This window comes from Chryseobacterium flavum (assembly GCF_003385595.1).
Lineage (GTDB): Bacteria > Bacteroidota > Bacteroidia > Flavobacteriales > Weeksellaceae > Chryseobacterium > Chryseobacterium flavum.
This window is the reverse complement of the sequence record NZ_QNUE01000021.1, coordinates 28,351-47,758: the sequence shown is the minus strand read 5'-3', so window position 1 is coordinate 47,758 and position 19,408 is coordinate 28,351. Positions and strand designations below refer to the sequence as shown.

General features: G+C 37.2%; 20 protein-coding genes. 9 read left to right on the top strand and 11 right to left on the bottom strand.

The window, feature by feature from the left end:
• The first annotated feature begins 99 nt into the window (after window positions 1-99).
• Together DRF59_RS18455 and DRF59_RS20835 are read left to right on the top strand one after the other, a co-directional pair.
• Entirely contained in the window at window positions 100-1,161 is a 1,062-nt protein-coding gene (locus tag DRF59_RS18455) for a diphosphomevalonate/mevalonate 3,5-bisphosphate decarboxylase family protein (protein WP_115963684.1), read from the top strand.
• Window positions 1,162-1,163: 2 nt separating this feature from the next.
• Entirely contained in the window at window positions 1,164-1,304 is a 141-nt protein-coding gene (locus tag DRF59_RS20835; RefSeq protein WP_157967473.1) for a hypothetical protein, read from the top strand.
• 43 nt (window positions 1,305-1,347) lie between these two features.
• On the opposite strand, the gene DRF59_RS18450 is transcribed toward DRF59_RS20835, so the two are convergent.
• Window positions 1,348-2,430, bottom strand: coding sequence for an endonuclease/exonuclease/phosphatase family protein (locus DRF59_RS18450; RefSeq protein WP_115963682.1), 1,083 nt, complete (start codon window positions 2,428-2,430; stop codon window positions 1,348-1,350).
• Between the two features lie 120 nt (window positions 2,431-2,550).
• On the opposite strand from DRF59_RS18450, the gene DRF59_RS18445 reads away from it, so the two are divergent.
• Both DRF59_RS18445 and gloA2 read left to right on the top strand, forming a co-directional pair.
• A complete protein-coding gene (locus DRF59_RS18445) occupies window positions 2,551-2,991 on the top strand; it encodes a nuclear transport factor 2 family protein (protein ID WP_115963680.1) in 441 nt (146 codons plus the stop codon).
• Between the two features lie 241 nt (window positions 2,992-3,232).
• Window positions 3,233-3,610: an SMU1112c/YaeR family gloxylase I-like metalloprotein gene (gloA2, locus tag DRF59_RS18440; RefSeq protein ID WP_115963706.1), complete on the top strand. Its 378-nt coding sequence runs from the start codon at window positions 3,233-3,235 to the stop codon at window positions 3,608-3,610.
• Between the two features lie 3 nt (window positions 3,611-3,613).
• On the opposite strand, the gene DRF59_RS18435 is transcribed toward gloA2, so the two are convergent.
• Together DRF59_RS18435 and DRF59_RS18430 are read right to left on the bottom strand one after the other, a co-directional pair.
• A complete protein-coding gene (locus DRF59_RS18435) occupies window positions 3,614-3,997 on the bottom strand; it encodes a DUF1634 domain-containing protein (RefSeq protein WP_115963678.1) in 384 nt (127 codons plus the stop codon).
• Window positions 3,997-4,827: a sulfite exporter TauE/SafE family protein gene (locus DRF59_RS18430; protein ID WP_115963676.1), complete on the bottom strand. Its 831-nt coding sequence runs from the start codon at window positions 4,825-4,827 to the stop codon at window positions 3,997-3,999. Before DRF59_RS18430 ends, DRF59_RS18435 begins: the two co-directional genes overlap by 1 nt.
• Before the next feature lie 97 nt (window positions 4,828-4,924).
• Between DRF59_RS18430 and DRF59_RS18425 the strand changes: the two genes are divergently transcribed.
• On the top strand, window positions 4,925-5,476 hold the full coding sequence (locus DRF59_RS18425; protein ID WP_115963704.1) for a DUF1543 domain-containing protein: 552 nt from the start codon (window positions 4,925-4,927) through the stop codon (window positions 5,474-5,476).
• A 24-nt stretch (window positions 5,477-5,500) separates the two neighbouring features.
• Window positions 5,501-6,613 carry a 5-(carboxyamino)imidazole ribonucleotide synthase gene (locus tag DRF59_RS18420; protein ID WP_115963674.1) on the top strand — a complete coding sequence of 371 codons (1,113 nt, stop codon included), beginning with the start codon at window positions 5,501-5,503 and terminating at the stop codon, window positions 6,611-6,613.
• 140 nt (window positions 6,614-6,753) lie between these two features.
• On the opposite strand, the gene DRF59_RS18415 is transcribed toward DRF59_RS18420, so the two are convergent.
• From DRF59_RS18415 to DRF59_RS18400, 4 genes are all read right to left on the bottom strand, one after another.
• Entirely contained in the window at window positions 6,754-7,464 is a 711-nt protein-coding gene (locus tag DRF59_RS18415) for an SH3 domain-containing protein (protein ID WP_115963672.1), read from the bottom strand.
• Window positions 7,465-7,496: 32 nt separating this feature from the next.
• Window positions 7,497-9,620, bottom strand: a complete 2,124-nt coding sequence (locus tag DRF59_RS18410; protein WP_115963670.1) for a cation:proton antiporter — start codon at window positions 9,618-9,620, stop codon at window positions 7,497-7,499.
• A 6-nt stretch (window positions 9,621-9,626) separates the two neighbouring features.
• Window positions 9,627-10,190: a hypothetical protein gene (locus DRF59_RS18405; RefSeq protein WP_115963668.1), complete on the bottom strand. Its 564-nt coding sequence runs from the start codon at window positions 10,188-10,190 to the stop codon at window positions 9,627-9,629.
• Window positions 10,191-10,290: 100 nt separating this feature from the next.
• Window positions 10,291-11,199: a DMT family transporter gene (locus tag DRF59_RS18400; RefSeq protein ID WP_115963666.1), complete on the bottom strand. Its 909-nt coding sequence runs from the start codon at window positions 11,197-11,199 to the stop codon at window positions 10,291-10,293.
• A gap of 282 nt (window positions 11,200-11,481) precedes the next feature.
• Between DRF59_RS18400 and purE the strand changes: the two genes are divergently transcribed.
• The gene (purE, locus tag DRF59_RS18395; RefSeq protein ID WP_115963664.1) at window positions 11,482-11,985 is read left to right on the top strand and encodes a 5-(carboxyamino)imidazole ribonucleotide mutase; all 504 of its coding nucleotides are present in this window, start codon (window positions 11,482-11,484) and stop codon (window positions 11,983-11,985) included.
• Window positions 11,986-12,041: 56 nt separating this feature from the next.
• Here the strand turns inward: purE and yiaA are convergent, their stop codons facing one another.
• Complete coding sequence (gene yiaA, locus DRF59_RS18390) at window positions 12,042-12,434, bottom strand: inner membrane protein YiaA (protein ID WP_115963662.1); 393 nt, start codon at window positions 12,432-12,434, stop codon at window positions 12,042-12,044.
• Between the two features lie 226 nt (window positions 12,435-12,660).
• Entirely contained in the window at window positions 12,661-13,974 is a 1,314-nt protein-coding gene (ahcY, locus tag DRF59_RS18385; RefSeq protein ID WP_115963660.1) for an adenosylhomocysteinase, read from the bottom strand.
• Between the two features lie 250 nt (window positions 13,975-14,224).
• Between ahcY and DRF59_RS18380 the strand changes: the two genes are divergently transcribed.
• Window positions 14,225-14,839 (top strand): 4'-phosphopantetheinyl transferase family protein, encoded by a 615-nt coding sequence (locus DRF59_RS18380; RefSeq protein WP_115963658.1) that lies wholly within the window; start codon window positions 14,225-14,227, stop codon window positions 14,837-14,839.
• Here the strand turns inward: DRF59_RS18380 and DRF59_RS18375 are convergent.
• Window positions 14,820-17,084, bottom strand: coding sequence for an FUSC family protein (locus DRF59_RS18375; protein ID WP_115963656.1), 2,265 nt, complete (start codon window positions 17,082-17,084; stop codon window positions 14,820-14,822). The two genes, DRF59_RS18380 and DRF59_RS18375, sit on opposite strands and share 20 nt — an antisense overlap.
• Window positions 17,085-17,312: 228 nt before the next feature.
• Between DRF59_RS18375 and blaCHM the strand changes: the two genes are divergently transcribed.
• Entirely contained in the window at window positions 17,313-18,074 is a 762-nt protein-coding gene (gene blaCHM / locus DRF59_RS18370; protein ID WP_115963653.1) for a CHM family subclass B1 metallo-beta-lactamase, read from the top strand.
• Between the two features lie 146 nt (window positions 18,075-18,220).
• Here the strand turns inward: blaCHM and porV are convergent, their stop codons facing one another.
• Window positions 18,221-19,384: a type IX secretion system outer membrane channel protein PorV gene (gene porV, locus DRF59_RS18365; RefSeq protein ID WP_115963651.1), complete on the bottom strand. Its 1,164-nt coding sequence runs from the start codon at window positions 19,382-19,384 to the stop codon at window positions 18,221-18,223.
• Window positions 19,385-19,408 lie beyond the last annotated feature (24 nt).

Below are 19,408 nucleotides of genomic sequence, written 5' to 3'. Positions count from 1 at the left end.
AGCTTATACCTCTTAATGATCCGGATGTATTCCGGAGAAATCAAAAATATTACAGTTTGGCTTTGTGATTAAAACCGGCTTTATCATTTGAATGAAACTATGACAACACAAGAATTTATAGGAAAAGAAAACTTTACTATCCATACCCGGACTGTTTCTGAAAGCTGTCCGTCCAATATTGCACTGATTAAATACTGGGGGAAATATGAACATCAGATTCCTGCCAACCCAAGTATCAGCTACACTTTAAATCATTGTAAGACCAATACGTCAATGGAGTTTATTGCTGACGAACCTTTTTCTGTGCAGACTTTCCTGTCCGGTAATGAAGAAATAAAGTTTGCAGAAAAGATTGAGAAATATTTCAAAAGCATAGCGCAATATCTTCCATGGATATTGAAGGGTAAATACATCATAAGAACTGAAAATACCTTTCCCCATAGTTCGGGTATAGCAAGCTCTGCCTCCGGATTTGGGGCAATTGCCAAATGTTTGATGAGCCTGGATGAGGTATTCACGGGTAAATCTTCAGACGAGGAGTCTTTACAAAAAGCATCATTCCTGTCAAGATTGGGAAGCGGTAGCGCCTGCAGAAGTTTATATAACGGACTTGTTGTCTGGGGGGAAACAGAACATGTGAAAGGAAGTTCGGACTTGTTTGCTGTACCATATCCGGATACGGAAATCCATGAGGTCTTTAAGCGTTTTAATGACTGGGTCCTGTTGATCCACGAAGGCCAGAAAAGTGTTTCTTCAACAGTAGGGCATGGGCTGATGAAAACCAATCCTTATGCAGAACGAAGATTTCAGGAAGCCAGGGAAAATTTTGTTCCGATGAAAGAGATTCTCAAGAATGGAGATATGAATGGCTTTATCAGGCTGGTGGAGCATGAAGCACTTACTCTCCATGCTATGATGATGATGAGTGAGCCTGCTTTTATCCTCATGAAAACAGGAACCCTCGAAGTTATTAATAAGATCTGGGACTTCAGACGAGATACAGGGCTGCCTTTATTCTTTACCCTGGATGCCGGAGCAAACGTACATCTTTTATTTCCGGATAATGATAGCGATTCCGGAAAAATCAAGGAATTCATAGAGACTGAATTATTACCTCACACCCAGAAGAACGGAATAGTGAAAGATGTAATGAGATTTTAGAAATGAAAAAGAAGAAGTTGTACATTCTTATAGCTGTTATTACCATACTGCTTATCATTTTTACCAAAACAGAAAAAGGAACTACAATAGGTACGTGGGGTAAGAACAGAGCTATTAGCTGGGGTTGGAACTTCGGATTCTGAAAAAAAATATTCAAAAAGAGTGGGTCAGAGGCCTGCTCTTTTTTTAATCCTCAGTAACCACTGTATCACGATTACCATCTTCTTCTATTCCCTCCTGTATCATCTCTTTAGCTTCTGCTTCTTCCTCCCTGGTGGCAGTTTGTATAAGTTCTTCCTGTTCGTCATTGTGATGATCTATAAAAAAATTACAGTAGACGGGAAGATGATCTGATCCAAAATTTTCCAATGTTTTAAGTTCATTGATAAAGATGTTTTCACTGTGGAACATCAGATCAATAGGAAATCTTAAAAGACGGTATTTTGCATGAAAAGTAGATACAAAGGAATGACCGATTCTCGGGTCGATCAGCTGACTGGTTTTCCTAAATAATATGGAAGACTTTGACCATGCTACATTATTGAAATCACCAACCACAATTACAGGATCTTTAATATCCTTTACCCGTTGGGCTGTGCTAAGAAGATCACCGTCTCTTTCCTTTGAAGTTTCCTCCTCTGTAGGACTCGGCGGCGGCGGATGTACGCCAAAAAACACAAAAGAAAAACCGTCATTGGTCTTCATATGAATTTCAATACTGGGAATATCATCTGCTACAAAATAATGGGTCTTTGCATGTTTTATTTCAATTCTGGAATAAAAATGCATTCCATACGTATTTTCAAGAGTGACTTTATGCTGATAGGGATAATTACCCTCAAGGGCTTTCAGTGCTTTTTCCCAATCTCCGTTACTTTCCATAGTCATGAAAAAATCCGGACTGTATTTTTTAATTAGTCCAATAAATCTGCTGTATTCCTTATTGAACTGATATACATTAGCCGATATAAAATGCAGCTTTTCAGAGGATATGTGGCGTTGTCTGTGTTTTTTTACAGGATAAAGAGGGGTATATTTAATCAATGTTTGGCCATGATGAATAAATAAAACTGCGAGAAGCCCCTGGTAATACCATAAATATTCTGTAGTCTCGGTCAGCAAGCCCAATATGAAGGTGAAAAATATAAGATAAGTTATCTGTATTTTTGCAAATTCAGGCACCCGAAACACCCAATGGGAATTCTGGATCTTTGGGAGTATGGTTAAGGCCAATAAAAGTATGGCCAGGGTTATGTAAACAATCCACATATCAAATTTCTGTTGATAAAAATAATTTATTTTTCGAAGAATACAAATATTGTGAATTTAAACTTTGTTAATAAGCTGTTTTTTTTTCTACTTTTATCTTTAAAATTAAACCGTAATTACATGAAGAAAATAGCCGTCATTTTTCTCTTAATCAATGGTCTGTGTTTCAGTCAGCAAAACCAGGAAATTGAAAAGCCGATCCGTACCCTGTTTTTTGCAATGAAGACCGCAGATTCTGTTGTATTGAAATCTGTTTTTGCGGAAAATGCTATAATGCAGACTGTGACAAAAGAGGGAATAGTAAAAAATAATGATATTCAGGGATTTGTATCCTCTGTTTCAAAGTTTGCCAAAGGGGATCTGGATGAGAAGATCATTATAGAAGCTGTTCATACTGATGGTAACCTGGCCACTGTTTTTACTCCTTACTCTTTCTATTTTAAGGGTAAACTTTTGCACTGTGGAGCCAACAGCTTTCAGTTGGTAAAACAAAATAATGACTGGAAAATCCAATATATTATTGATACGAGAAGAAAAGAGAATTGCAGTGAAATCAAATGATGATAACAATTCATTAAAACAGAATCTTTTATATCATTGAAAAAAGCAATTTGTAATAAAAAAGACAGGATTAAGCTGGGCGACCGGCTAATTGAAGATATTCAGTCCAAATATACAGGGAAAAGTACCGGATAAGAGTGCATTCCGTAAAAATAGAACAAAACCTGAGAGAAGGAAAGGTATAGCGGAAACTTCAGAAAATATACAAAAAATTACTCACAGAAAAGTTAAAAAATTTAAGATGAAAATCCATCATATTGCAATTATTTGTTCAGATTATGCCGTTTCAAAGAAATTTTATACTGAGGCATTAAACCTTAATATAATAAGAGAAGTTTATCGTGAAGAAAGGCAGTCTTACAAGCTTGATCTTGCGATCGGAGATCATTATGTAATCGAATTGTTTTCTTTTCCTGATCCTCCTCAAAGACCATCCCGTCCGGAAGCGTGTGGATTAAGGCATCTCGCGTTCTCGGTTGAAAATGTAGCTGAGAAACGAGCTGAGCTTATCGGGAAAGGATTAAACTGTGAAGAAATCAGGATAGATGAGTTTACCGGAAAAGAATTTTTCTTTACCCAGGATCCGGATCAGTTGCCGTTGGAATTTTATGAAATGTAAAAGTTAATGAGCATAGCCTGCAAAAAAGCTTACCGCCATAATGACTAATACTATAGAGGAAATAAATACATATACATAGTCTTTTTCTTTTAAATACCCTATTAATGCAAAGATAATTCTCATTAAAGGAGTAAAGATCAGCAGGAGAATCCCTAATTGAATAATGGCCATTCCTTCACCCTTACATAATGAATCCCAGAAGTGAGACCATACTTTTTCAGAAGAACTTCCGACATCTAATGAAGTATATTTTTTAGGCATTTTAAATCCCTCCATAAATAACTTGATAAAACCTACCAGTGATGTAGCCACAGAGAGGATAACGCCCAGTCTCAGAAGATTTCCTACAGAACGGTTTAAGTCTACATCTGTAAAATTCTTTCTCATTATCTGAAGCTTTTATTGATACCGTTATACATCATATAAATAGAAAGGATGGTAATAACAATGGCAAAAAATACTTTTAGTTTTTTAGTTTTTGAAACCATCAATGTTTTAGATCCGATAAAGCTTCCTACTACTACACCTATCAATACAGGAGCTACGATTACCGGAATAATTTCACCCCTCTGGAAGTAGATAAGAGCACTTGCTACAGCTGTTACTCCAATCATGAAATTACTGGTTGTTGTAGAAACTTTAAATGGCAGCTTCATCATATTGTCCATAGCCAATACTTTTAACGCTCCGGAACCTATTCCCAAAAGCCCTGACATGGCCCCTGCAAACATCATCATTAAAAAACCAGGAACGGTATTTCTTGCTGCATAATTTTTTAATACCCCTTTATCAGGAAAAGTTCCGTACAGTTTCAGCTTTTCTTCAAGGCTTCCGCTTATAAGAGGTTCCTGGTGGTCAGGCTTCCCTTTAAGGTTTAAAATAACAGTCAGAAGAAGGATACTGGCAAAAATAATTCCGATTGTGTTAGGATTCAGCATTCCTGAAACCAGAGCTCCTACTATGGCCCCTGCTGTGGTAGCGATTTCAAGAAACATTCCGATCCTCATATTGGTAAAACCTTCCTTAACAAAGGCTACAGCTGCACCGGAAGAAGTGCCGATCACAGAGATCAGTGAAGCACCGATGGCATAATGCATTGGAACGCCAAAACCCAGCGTCAATAAAGGAATGATGATAACTCCTCCTCCTAAACCCGTAAGTGAACCCAAAAGACCAGCGGAAATTGCACCAAGGAAGAGTATGATGATTTCTGACATACTACAATTAATACTACAAATATAAAATTATTGTAGTAGTCTGCCAAACATTTGAAAAAGATAAATTTAACGTATTTTTGTATGCATGAAAAAAGATATGAAATTATTTTACGTTATTCTGGGGGCGACACCCAAGGGAAGGAATATTGAGCAGCATGATGTTTTTTTCGGGATTGCAGAAAATCTCAAAGAGCTTGTCCCGGATATGAAGGATTTCTGGAAAGAAGCAGAAGGTAAAATCCATATCGATTGTTACCAGGAAGTAAAATTTGCAGACGGATACCAGGTGGAGATTGTAGACAAAGGAGAGAGGTCATCGGAAGAACAATTGTATTTCCTGAATTTAGGAGGATATAAAAGAGGTTTTTTTGAAGAATTCCATGAACAGCATTTAATGGTTGGCCCGTCCATGGGAGAAATTGTAAAACGAGCAAAAGCTACCGACTTTTATCAGACAATGGGGTTTGAAGGAGCTGTAAGTCATATTGATGATAAACATGGGGTGGATATTGATGATATTTTTAACGTAAATGATATTCTTCCTGAGAAAATGAAAGAGAAATACTCTATTGTTCTTAGAAAAACTGATATTGAGAACCAGGAAAATCCGATGGGGCTTGGATATTTAAAACTTGATAAAATTCAATAAGCATAAATCTAATTAAAAATAAAAATGAAAATAGGAATTCTGGGAGGTGGCCAGCTGGGAAGGATGCTGATCCAAAGTGCTCTGAAATATGACGATGAATTTTATACACTGGATCCCGCTTCTGATGCGCCATGTCATAATATTTCATATTTTACACAAGGAAACTTCAATGATTATGAAACTGTACTGAACTTCGGAAAGGATAAAGATGTTGTGACCATTGAAATAGAGCATGTGAATGCGGATGCCCTTGCAGAACTTGAAAGGCAGGGAATAAAAGTAGTCCCTAATGCCGGAATTATTAAAACTATCCAACAGAAAATTCTTCAGAAAGAATTTTACAAAGCCCACAATATACCAAGTCCGGAATTTCAGGTAGTCTGGAACAGTGATGAGAAAATTATGATGCCTCTTCCTTTCGTTCAGAAAATGAATACCGGAGGATATGACGGAAAGGGAGTACAGGTAATCAGAACCGAAGAAGACTATCAGCATATATGGAAAGAAGCTTCTGTTATCGAAAGCCTGGTAGATATCGATAAAGAACTTTCTGTGATTGTTGCGAGAAATGAAAAAGGAGAAACCAATACGTTTCCGGTGACAGAAATGGTAGCTGACCCGAAACTGAATTTATTAGACTTCAATGTTTGCCCGGTTCTTCTGACAGATGATGTACAGCAACAGATTGATTCTATTACTGAAAAGTTTTTGAACGCTGTAAATTCGCCGGGATTATTTGCCATTGAATTATTTTTGGATAAAGAAGGAAAAGTCTGGGTTAATGAAACAGCTCCAAGACTGCATAATTCAGGGCATCAGAGTCAGGAAGGAAATACAAACTCACAGTTTGAGCAAATGTACAGAGTTGTAAAAAATTTACCTTTGGCAGATACAGATGCTATAACGTACAGCGGAATGCTAAATCTGGTAGGTGCTGAAGGGTATGCCGGAAAAGTAGTTTATGAAGGAATGGAAGAAGTTCTTAAACTGCCTGAAACCTATATACATCTGTATGGAAAAACTGAAACAAAACCAGGCAGGAAAATGGGCCATATTAATGTGCTGGCAGATTCCAGAGAAGAACTGATGGAAAAATTGATTAAAGTGAAGTCAATGGTGAAGGTGATTTCTGAGTAATTCAGGTTAAATATAGTATAAGGAAGCTTTTTCTGCCTGTGAAAAAGCTTCCTTTTTATTTTCTGATTTCAGGAAATCAATGCTCCGTTTTTCTCTTCTGAATGTATGATACGGGCCATCGAAATTATCCGGATATTTATTTAAAAAGGAATGATGATTTCTTTTCCTTTATAAATGCCTTTTTCAATTTTAAAAAGAACAGCATAACTGCCGGCACCGTCAGAATTTAACATTGTGATATAGAGTGCTTTATTCGAAGGGTCAAAAAAGCATTGGGCTGATTCGTTATCAACATTAAACAGGTTTTCGATGTCCTTTTGAGGAATTTGAATCATTCTATTCCCAATCCACACAGTGATGAATTTATAATGTGTGTTGGGACTATTTCCATCTGTACCCCAGACCTGCTGACCTTTATAGAGATCTTCCTGTTGCTGGTTCCCAGAGTTCGTTGAAGAAAAGTCTTTTTTATGGTCTTTATAATTGAATTTTTCAGCAGCAATCTCTACTTTGATATTCCCGGATTTGAAAATAGCCTTGTTTTCATTCTTTACCACTGATGGGATAATCTCATAAGATTCAATAAATTTTAGTCTGGAATTATGAACATATCCGTTAAGAGTTCCTCCATTATTATTTTTGTAATCAATAGTATACCATTGTGTTTTTTCATCATGTTCAAAAACATATACCATTTCGTCTGAATTGATTTTTCCGATGATTTTGCTTTTGGCATCTGCATTTTCCCTTACATTCACATATCCATCCTGATCAACCACTTTAGCAAATTGTGCTAAGGAGAGTTGTATGCTTAAGGTGGCTGTGAATAATAATATTTTCTTTGCTTTCAATGTTGTTTAAATTTTGTATAAAATAGCGGATATTATTTAAAAATATTCTGAATAACATTCCCGATTTCCACGAAATCTCCGTGATTTCCTACAGAGCGGATTTCTGGACTGTTCTTATCATATTCTGAAAACGGGAAAATCAGAAGGTAATTGTTGTCATTCAGATATCGGTTCAGTAATTCCGGTATAAGCCTCATCTGAGGAATATAGGACTTCATTCCACGTTTGGCCATGAGTATGATTAAGGCTTCATCTTCTTTCAGCTGAGTAGCTGTCCTCTCACCGTCCTGCCAGGTACTCATGATAATGAATTCAGCTTCTATATTAGCTTTTTTAATAATTTTCTGAAGAACGTCAATAATATTTTCAGGAGCATAGAAAACGACAGTGGCTCCGGAATTTCTGGCAATATTCCAGACCCTCAGAAGGGCATGGAAAAAGCCTGCTTCCTTATGTGCATTCTCAGGGATCATCACAGCATATCTTTTTATGGTTGAAAGTGGCTGTGCTGCATGATATACCAGAACATTCACATCGTCATTCTGAAGATAACCATTATACAGATTGTAGACAAAAGAAGGAGAAAACCCTTTTTCATCTTCCAGACCTATAATAAGATCTGTAATTTTCTGTTCTTTAATGACATTGTTTACCCCATTAATGACATCATTATCATATCGTTTAAGTGCCTGTATTTTAACATCAGCAGCAGCGGCAGCATCCGTTGCCTGAAGAAGCAGCTTTTCTGCATTTTTAACTGAAGACTCATTTTTATCCTCATTGATGACATTCAGGGCAAACAGATCTTCTGTATTGGAATGAGCCTTGATAAGAATCCCGAGATTTACCATTCTTTCTACAGTTTCTTCATGATTAATTGCCAGCAGAATGTTTTCTTCTTCATGGCTGGTCCCGGAAACGGTGTCCTCATTATCACTTTCAGCAATTTTCTGAGCACTCGCCATAGAAATGAATGAAGAAATGGTACAGGAAATCAGGATCAGTAAAATACTTCCGTTCAGAACGTGTTCATTTAATAGTCTTACCGGTTCTCCGGTTTCAGTTTCTGAAAGAATAATATTATATCCTACCATTACCGATGCCAACGTGGCCGCAGCTGAAGCCGAACTTAGCCCGAATATCAGCTTACCCTCCTCCTTAGTTAGCCTGAATGTTTTCTGTGTGGCAACAGCAGAAAGGTATTTTCCTCCGATAGAAGCAACAAGCATAATTCCGGCTACTTCCAGGGTTTCCCAGCTTTTAAAGAAGACTTTAAAGTCGATAAGCATTCCCACACTGATCAGGAAGAATGGAATAAAGATCGCATTTCCAACAAATTCTACCCTGTTCATTAAAGAAGAGGTATGAGGTATCAGCCTGTTTAATGCCAATCCTGCAAAGAATGCACCAATAATAGCCTCCACACCGGCCAGTTCGGCGAGCATGGCTGCAAGGTAGATCATGACCAGTACAAAAATATATTGAGAAATTTTATCATCTACCTTTTTGAAAAACCATCGTCCGATGATAGGAAACACTATGAGTACAATAAGAGCAAATACGATGAAAGATACAGAAAGCCTGATCCAGAACTCTGTACCTACATCCCCCTGCGACATTCCTACTATTACCGCTAAAACCAATAAGGCAAGAATATCAGTAATCATAGTTCCTCCAACTGTAATATTCACTGCTTTATTTTTTGCGATTCCCAGTTTACTGACTAATGGATAAGCAATCAGGGTGTGGGAAGAAAATAGGCTGGCAAATAAAATAGAAGTCAGCATGGAAAAATGAAGGATATAATATCCTCCCAGGTATCCCAGGATAAAAGGAACAGTGAACGTATAGATACCAAAGGTGAGACTTTTCCATTTGTTTTTCTTAAAGTCTCCCATGTCAATTTCAAGACCTGCCAGGAACATGATGTAGAGAAGGCCTGTTGTTCCGGTTACTACAATACTGCTGTCTCTTGATAACACATTGAATCCGTTGGGACCTATTATGGCTCCGGCTATGATCAGTCCCAGAAGGTGTGGAACTTTAATCTTATTAAGGAGTAAAGGGGCTGCAAGAATGATGATCAGTACCAACAGGAACTTTAATACCGGATCTTCTATAGGAAGACTCAGGTTGTGTATACTCAGTAAAATCATAAGTGTTTATTTGGTGGAACGTACTAATTCTACAGAAAACTTGGCTGTACATCCATCAGATGTAATCGTTCTGGTTCCCTTGATCTTGTTGTCAGAAATATCATTGAGGAGAACACTCATTTCTACATTCTTTTTTGAAGTGGAATCTGTTTTGAAGGAAAGTTTTATCTCATTGTTTTCAAACTTTCCTGAATACAGTCTTATCAGATTATTATTGTTAATAATTTTGGCGATTGGCTGGGTGGAATCATTATCAAACTCCCAGATATCTGTGCGTAGATCTCCCACGGCATAATCACTGCAATTAGACTCAGTACAAATTACTTTTCCATTCCATGCTCCTGAAATTTCCTCAGGCCATACAGCTATTTTTACCGAATCTTTTTTGGCAAAGATGCTGTCTCTCATTTTTAAGAGAGACTGATATTCGGATTCTTTTTTTGCGAATATTTTTTCCTTTTCGAGCAACTGTTTTTCTCGTTCTGTCAGGTTCTTTTCCTTTTCTTTGAAGTCGCAGCTTACCAGAAGAAAGGAAGATGCCAGCAGTATAAAAAATGTGTTTTTTAACATATAATGTACGTTGAGTATACAATATAAGGAAAAATTGTGAAATGTTACAAATGTTGGAAAATGCCATGTACGGAAAGAATCTAAGGACTTAAAATATCTTTTATGAATCAATCCGTTGCTTTTTAAACATTTCCGGATTGTAATTAATGATAAAAACCCCGCAGATAATAAGTACAGCTGCAATGACAAATTTTACACTAATGTGCTCACCAAGAATTAGCCAGCTTAGAAATATAGATATCACAGTGTTAATGTAAGCCAGTATAGAGACCTGAACAGGGGAGACCTTGGTTAAGGCATAGTGAAATGCAAAAAAAGCAGCTACAGAACCAAATACAGACAGATAGAGCATGGCAGAAATACTGCGCACCGTCCAGTTTCCGAAGTTATAATTATCCGAAAATAAAAAAGCAAATATAAGCTGTATAATTCCTGCAAAGGCAAACTGATAAAATAGATTTAAAGAAATATTTCCACTGTGCAGGTTTAGTTTTTTTGTGAAAATTGTTCCGGAAGCCCAACCGGCAATAGCAATAAATAAAAACAGAATCCCTAATGCGTAATCAGGGTTTTTAAGATCATTGATGCCGTCCCAGAATATGAATACAATCCCACTGAAGCATAAAAGCACTCCTGCAAAAGCCCGCCAATGAAACTTTTGAAGCCCCAATGCAAGACTGCCAAAAAATACGAGAAGAGGAGAACATGCGCTTATTAAAGATGTAAGACTGCTGGTTACTTCTTCTTCAGCCACTGTAGTCATTCCGTTAGCTATAACCAGCATTAGTAAAGAAAATATGATCTGATATTTCAGATTGTTCCAGCCAATCCATTTAAATTCTTTTCTGTAAACCAGAATTAAAAGCATAATGACAGAAGCCAGAAGCTGGCGGATTCCTGCTACAAACCATGCGGGAATAGTTTCCACTGCAATACGGATGGATAAAAATGTTGTCCCCCAGACAATGGCAACTGTAAGTATGGCCAGTGTAAGTTTATAATCTTTCAAAATTCAATGTGGTGTAAAAGCAAATTTATCCTAATTAAAAACCATTTTATGGATACAGATGCGGTAATTTATAGGAATACAGATGAAAATTTTAAGCCAATAAGACTATATTAAGATATTATTTTCTGATTTTAACGGTGTACTTCATAGATAGGCAGAAAAGATGCAAAGTTTGTGATAGAATGTTATTCCTCCAGCCTTATAAAACAGACTCTTATTCTGTTTTTTCCGGCTTCTCAGCTTCAATTTAATTTTTTATCTTTGAAATCTAATAAATTGAAGATGGTAGGAATTATTATGGGCAGTCAGAGCGATCTGCCGATCATGGAACAGGCTGCAAATTTTCTTAAAAGTCTTGATATTCCATATGAATTGACAGTGGTTTCAGCACACCGGACACCGGAAAGAATGTTTGATTATGCTAAAACGGCCAAAGAAAGAGGACTTAAAGTAATTGTTGCAGGAGCAGGAGGGGCAGCACATCTGCCAGGAATGGTGGCCAGCTGTACAACGCTACCGGTAATCGGGGTTCCGATCTTATCAAGTAATTCTATTGACGGATGGGATTCTGTTTTATCCATTCTTCAGATGCCGGGAGGTATTCCTGTAGCAACAGTAGCCCTGAACGGAGCTTTAAATGCAGGGATTCTGGCAGCAAAGATTTTAGGAAGTGCAGATGCTCAGATTGCAGAAAATCTTCAGAAGTATCAGGATTCGCTGAAAGATAAAGTACTGGGAACTGTAGATGACATCAAAGCACAACATCCGAACCACTTTGATCAATAGTTGTAAAATAGATATTGAAAAAATAAACCTCTCCGAATTTTCGGAGAGGTTTTGTATTATTCCTGGATCATATTATCCCGGGTATTTTTCTGTACGGCAATTGCTCCAAAAAGGGCCAGTAAAAATGCAAATGCATAGAACCCCTTTTCACTCGGAAGCAGGGTGGCATTCCAAAGCCCTACGGCAAGCAGTACAATAGAAGATAATGTAGCGAACCAGCAGATGCCATAGTAAATATCTGTTACCTGAATATTCTCTAATTTGTCTCGGACAGCTTTCTGTAGTGATACCACAGCAAATAAACCATATAAAAGGATGGTGAAATAATAACCTTTCTCATTCAACTGCATTTCTGCTCTGGCAAGACCTACGATATAGCCGATCATTCCTGCTCCCAATGCTACCCACGATGCTGCAATGAATGCATTTGAAACTTTTTGTTTTTTCATGAATTAAATGTTTTTATTTAAGAGGCCAAATATATTCATTTTTTATTAACCTCACTATATGAACGGAAAGTATGGGAAAAATACTGTATTCATTAAACTTCCAAAGCAGGAGCGTAAAAGTTATTGTGTGATGTTATTTTTGAGAAAATACAGAATACCTGATAAGATATACATAAAAAATCCCACTATTTCCAAATAGTGGGATCATATCATATTTTATCTATGCTTAGTATCTGTAGTATTCAGGCTTGAACGGACCTTTAACATCCACCCCAATATACTCAGCCTGCTCAGGTGAAAGAGTTTCAAGCTCCACACTTAATTTCTTAAGGTGTAAAGCAGCTACTTTTTCATCCAGGTGCTTAGGCAGCATGTATACTTCGTTTTTGTAAGCTGCAGAGTTGTTCCATAATTCGATCTGAGCCAACGTCTGGTTTGAGAATGAGTTTGACATTACAAAACTAGGGTGCCCTGTTGCACATCCTAAGTTTACCAATCTTCCTTCTGCTAAGATGATTACTTCTTTTCCTTCAACGGTATAGATATCTACCTGAGGTTTAACTTCAGATTTAGTGTGACCATAGTTTTTATTTAGCCAGGCCATGTCGATTTCATTATCGAAGTGTCCGATATTACAAACGATCGCTTTATCCTTCATTTTAAGGAAATGCTCTCCTCTTACAATATTAAAGTTACCTGTGGTAGTGATGATGATATCAGCATTATCTACAACGGTATCCAGTCTTTTTACTTCATATCCGTCCATAGCTGCCTGAAGGGCACAGATCGGATCAATTTCTGTAACGGTCACAATAGAACCAGCTCCTCTGAATGAAGCAGCAGTACCTTTACCTACATCTCCATATCCGCAAACGACCACTCTTTTACCTGCCAGCATTACATCTGTAGCTCTTCTTACAGCATCTACTGCAGATTCCTTACAACCGTATTTGTTGTCAAATTTAGATTTGGTTACCGAATCGTTTACATTGATTGCAGGCATTACCAGGGTTCCATTCTTCATTCTTTCGTACAGTCTGTGTACACCAGTAGTTGTTTCTTCAGACAGGCCTTTGATATCTTTTGTAAACTGTGGGTATCTATCAAAAACCATGTTTGTCAAATCTCCACCATCATCTAAAATCATGTTCAATGGCTTTCTGTCTTCTCCGAAGAACAAAGTCTGCTCGATACACCAGTCAAATTCTTCTTCAGTTAACCCTTTCCATGCATAAACAGGAATTCCTGCAGCAGCAATAGCAGCAGCGGCATGATCCTGGGTAGAGAAAATATTACAAGAAGACCATGTAACTTCAGCTCCTAAAGCTACAAGAGTCTCAATAAGCACAGCTGTTTGGATTGTCATGTGAAGACATCCTGCAATTCTTGCTCCTTTAAGCGGTTGTGAAGGCCCGTATTCTTCACGGATAGCCATCAAACCTGGCATTTCTGCCTCCGCAAGGGTAATTTCTTTTCTTCCCCATTCTGCCAGGGAAATATCCTTAACTTTATAAGGAACGTATTGTGTTGTAGTACTCATATTTAATGAATAATTTTTAAAATTCAATTGATAATGAACTGCAAAATTACAATTAATAATTAAGATAAAAAAACAACAGGTTAAGTATTAATTATAGGCCTGAATAGGGGAAGAAGCGGGAGATTTAAGCTTAGGATTCCTGAAAACAAGAGAGGACAGCAGTTTTAATCTTCAGGCTTCGATGCCCACGAGCTCTTTATTCATTTTCTTCTTCCATATCTTTTTATTATTTTTATCGAATAAAAAAACAATGCCCCTTTACCGAGATTTTTCAGATGATAATGCCACAATCCTAGTTTGGAAGTATGACGAAAGTGAAGAACTTGATATTCACGAACTTCTGGAGCCTGAAAATGCTGAAAAGGTAAAAGATTACCATCCTAAAAAACTATTGGAAGTATTGATGGTAAGAAAACTGCTGAAAGGTTTAAAACCACATTCTAAAATCTTATATAAGGAGAGAGAACCTTTTCTTTCACCTAAGGATGCCGAAATTTCCATCACTCATTCTTTTCCATTTGCCGCTATTGCCATATCTAAAAATAAGATAGGAATAGACATTGAGAAATTTAATCCCAAAATTTTAAGGGTGATTGATAAATTTACCTATGAGCATGAACGGGGATTTATTCCCGAAGATAAGGCAGATACTTTTTATACAATCATATGGAGTGTAAAGGAAAGTATGTATAAAATTCATCACTCGAAGTACTGGTCCCTGAAGAAAAATTATGAAGTAAAACCTTTCGAACTAAAACATCTTCACAAAATAAGCTGCAGGGTATATGATAATCAGTTTTCTGATGAATTTAAAGCCCGGGTTGAGTTTTTTGATGATTATTGCTTTACGATTGTGGAGGAGTAACGTGTTTTTCGCTTCTGTATTTTTCAATAACTTTTCTCTGCTCCTTAGCCACATCATAAATCAGTTCCAGGATATCATGAATATTCTTAAGCTCTGTCAGATGCGAAATTTTGTCCGGATCTCTTCTGTCTACAATATCATTCTCTTCAATCTCCGTCTTTCTTTTTAGCAGCATATCTTCAATAGAAGAATCTTCAGGCTCTAGGCGGCTTTCCATTTTAAGCGCTTCATTGACATCATCTCCATTTAACAATGCAGAAGTCTGCTGCATTTCAGCTTCAATTTTCCTGCTCCAGCTTTCGGCATCTATTTCAGGATATTGTTCATTACTTTTAGAATATTGGGAAAGAGAAGCGGTGTATGCCGTAATAAGGTGGGATGTGGCAACAAACTGATGAACAACTTCCAGCTTTTTCTGCTGGTTTTTAGGATCAGAGATCATTCTCTGAAAATTATCTGAAAGATTAGCTAAAGAAATAATAGCATTTTTCCGCTTTACTTTATAATCCTCAATGTCAAAACTTCCATTAAGAAATTTTGACATCACACTTTGAAAATAAATAAGATTATCTGCAGCAGATTTTTTCATCAGATCCAGGGTCTGGGTGTGTTCCCAGACAGGCAGCACAATATAAGAAACTGCAAATGCAATAATTCCGGCAATTGCAGTATCCAGCACCCTGTCTTTGAAAATAACATCCACTTTTCCGGGGTTTAAAAAATTAAAACTCAGGAAAACATAAATTGTCATGAACAATACTGCCCAAAAATACCTTCCCTTTAAAAAACTGAAACACATAATCATACTGATAAGCAGAATAGCGAACAAAACACCATTAATATGAATAAAATGCAGAATGATATATGCAATGGTAGCTCCTGTAACTGTTCCATAGAGACGAAGAAGGTTTCTTTGCTTGGTAATGGAGTAGGCAGGCTTTAAAATAGCGGTGATGGTAATTAATATCCAGTAGGTATGTCCTAGCCCCAGAAAATCAAACATGGAAAAGAGGTACCCAACCAACAGGGCTGTAGTAATCCTGATTGCATGACGGAAATGTGATGACGATAATGAAATATTATTTCTTAAAACCTTGGCGTTAAGTTTAGGCTCATTGGGCATGAACTTTTTAAGATCTAAACCGGTGGATAAACTTTTTGCCAGTTTTATGTCCTGGGAAAAAACTTTGTAAATCTCATTGATCTCTTTTGTAATTTCATTAATACGCATCAGGATCTGGCGCAGGATCATGAAATTTTCGAGATTGTCGGAGGACAGCTGTTTATTTCTGAGCTCGAAATAATTGAAATTCAGGTTTTTTAGCTCGAGTTCCAGATTAAACATAGGCTTTGCTCTCGTTCCACTCTGGAGCGCAATCCCGATATTGGTAATCTCTTCTGCCAGCAAATTGAGGTAATCATGGATGTTAACCAGAATCATACTGTCCTCAAAACTCTGCTGCAGTTTTTGATAATCACTTTCGGACGTCATCAGTTTTTCATGAAGGTCCATAGAGTTCAGAAACATCAGCATTAGCAGCCGGCTGGTTGTCGTAGATTCGTTGACAATGGTTCTTGTTTTAAAAACCGTTTCACGGGTATCTTCCTGGAGATTCTTTATCTCGATCTGTTTGGTAATAACCTGGGTGGTCAGCTTATCAAAATCAGGGTTTTTCTGGTAATAATTGGCTTTTATTTTTAAAAATTCCGCAAGCTGAAGATAGTTTTCACCAATCATTTGTCCTGCCAGCTTATAAGGACGGATGGTTGTCACAACGAGGAATATCAGTAAAAACCAGATACATCCGCTGGCAAATATCAGAAGGCTTTTAAATATATTGCTTCCGGTAAGGTGTCCGTCAATAAAGATCGCCAGGACAACAAGCGAAAGAGAACCTACAGCAGCCAGCCTCTGTCCGTACACCCCGATAAGTGAAAAAAACATACCGAATGCAATGATTTCAAAGAGTACCAGTATTTTAAAATTCATTACCAGGCTTGCAATGAATGCAACAAAGACAAAACAGCAGATTGCAAAAGCCAGGGCATTTCTTCTTCTGATAAAAGGTCCAGGCTGGTCAGTAAGTGCTACAAAACTGGTTCCGAGAGGAAACAGGAAGTATTCTTTCAGAATTCCGAAGTGGGCCAGGACTAAACAAGGCAGAACAGTAGCCAGCGTAATTCTGATTGCAGAATATACATATTGACTGGTTACAAATTTTTTTAGCTCCGCCGAATAGTTCATATTACAAAAATAGCTATTGAATTTAAGAAAACTGCCATAAAAAAGAGACTTTTATAAACTTAAATATTATATTTTTTTTAAGTGCTGTCCTGTTATTTAAAATAAACCGATAAACGAATCAGATTGATAAACCATAGATCAATGCTGATCATTTTTTAACACAACAGCCAACAAATCTTGTTCCACGAATTCTTACCTTAGCTTATTTCAACTCTAAATAATGGCTTCATGAAAAATACAATTAAAAATATTCTCATGATATTCTTTCCTTTTTTCCTTGTGAGTTGTGGCTCACAGAACAGGAAAGGTTTCAAAGCAAAGGAAATTTATAAATCCAACACGCTGATTATTACCCGGATTTCAGAAAATTCTTTTATTCATACTTCCTTTAAACAGACGAATGATTTTGGAAATGTACCCTGTAATGGATTGATTGTGAAAGATCATCACGAAGCTGTTGTTTTTGATACTCCCACTAATGATAAAAGTTCGGAAGAGCTGATACAATGGATTAATGAAGAACTTGGTGCAAAAATTAATGCCGTTATTCCAACCCATTTTCATGATGATAGCTTAGGAGGGCTGATGGCGTTTCATAAAAAGAAAATTCCATCTTATTCATATGTTAAAACTATTGAATTAGCCAGAGAAAATAATTTTGTTATTCCTGAAAACAGTTTTGATGATGCTGTTGTTTTGAAGGTAGGTGATAAAGATGTTATCGCAAAATTTTTTGGAGAGGGACATACAAAAGATAATGCTGTAGGATATTTTCCAGGTGAAAATATTTTATTTGGAGGCTGTTTATTGAAAGAAATTGAGGCAGGTAAAGGATATTTGGGAGATGCCAATATTTCAGCGTGGTCAAATACTGTTGAAAAAGTTAAAAAAGAATATCCGGATGTAAAAATTGTAGTTCCCGGCCATGGAGATTATGGGGATGGAAAACTTCTTGATTATACGATTACATTATTTAAGGGTCAACAGTGAATTTTTTGCTTTGCAATGTAAATGGTGAAATTTTATTGTGTGAAAACAAATTGACAGGCGAAGCGTATTGACGACTCGCTATTAACTATAAAAAAACCTCATGACTAATTATAGTATGAGGCTTTTTTATATAGCGGTTGCTTTTTTTAACGGTCATTGTTAGATGTTTCGTCTCCGATATTCCAGGTAAGACCAAAACGAAGTGTATTATCCAATGCACTGTTGATTTTTGACATATTGATCAGGTAAGAAAGGTCCAGACCAAAAGAACGGTAATTCAATCCGATACCTGCTGTTGCAAATTGTCTTGCTCCCTGCTCTTCACTTTCATGGAAATAACCTCCTCTTACAGAAAAAGCATTATCATATGAATATTCGATAGCACCACTGTACATGATACTGTTTTTATTTTTAAATGACTTTCCGATACCGGCCATTACACCTACATTCGGAACTTCATATCTAGGCTGTCTGGTATTTGGATCTGTTCCCACATATTCAGATCCCGGAACCAAAAGCTTTGAACCTTCTACACTGATTCCGATTCTGTTCATGTCATCCAGGTACATATCATAACCTACCCCTAATCTGGCCATGGTAGGAAGGTAAGATCTCGATTCTTCGTTTCCTGTATAATCCAGTTTCGGACCTAAGTTCTGAACTGCAAAACCGGCATTTACTTTCCCGTCATATCCTCCGATACTTGAGAATCTGGGAGAGCTATAATATCCTGAAACATCTACGGCAAACGAGTTGGCCGCTTTTAGAGTTGTATCTGTATTGAATCCTCCGGCTAAGTCTGAACGAATAAATCTACCTGTTACAGCCATAGAGTAGGAGTCAGAAAGCTTCAGACCATACGCAACGTCAATAGAGAATTCGTTTGGTTTTGATGTACCCATTGAAGCAATCTCTGTACCTACCAGCTGGGTAAGGTCTACCTGTCCCATATTGAAATAATAGATACTTGCAGAAATGGTAGATCTTTCTTCCTGTCCCAGAAACTTATGGAATGCCCCATAAAGTAAGAATACATCGTTAGTAAGTTTTCCCATATACGGTGTATAGTTAAGACCGATGGAAGAACTTGTTCTGCTAAAAGGATATTTCGCAGCATTCCAGAATTGTGAAAATGCATCCGGAGAGGTTACCACCCCCTGATCTCCCATACCTCCTGATCTTGCATCGGGTGCAATTCTTAGGAAAGGAGCTCCGGTGAGCACTGGGTTTATTTTCCCTAAATCTTGCGAATAGCCTAGAAAACCAGCACTTAACCCAAATCCTAAAAGCAGTTTAGTAGTTAAATTCATATGTTGTCTTTTATATATTATCAG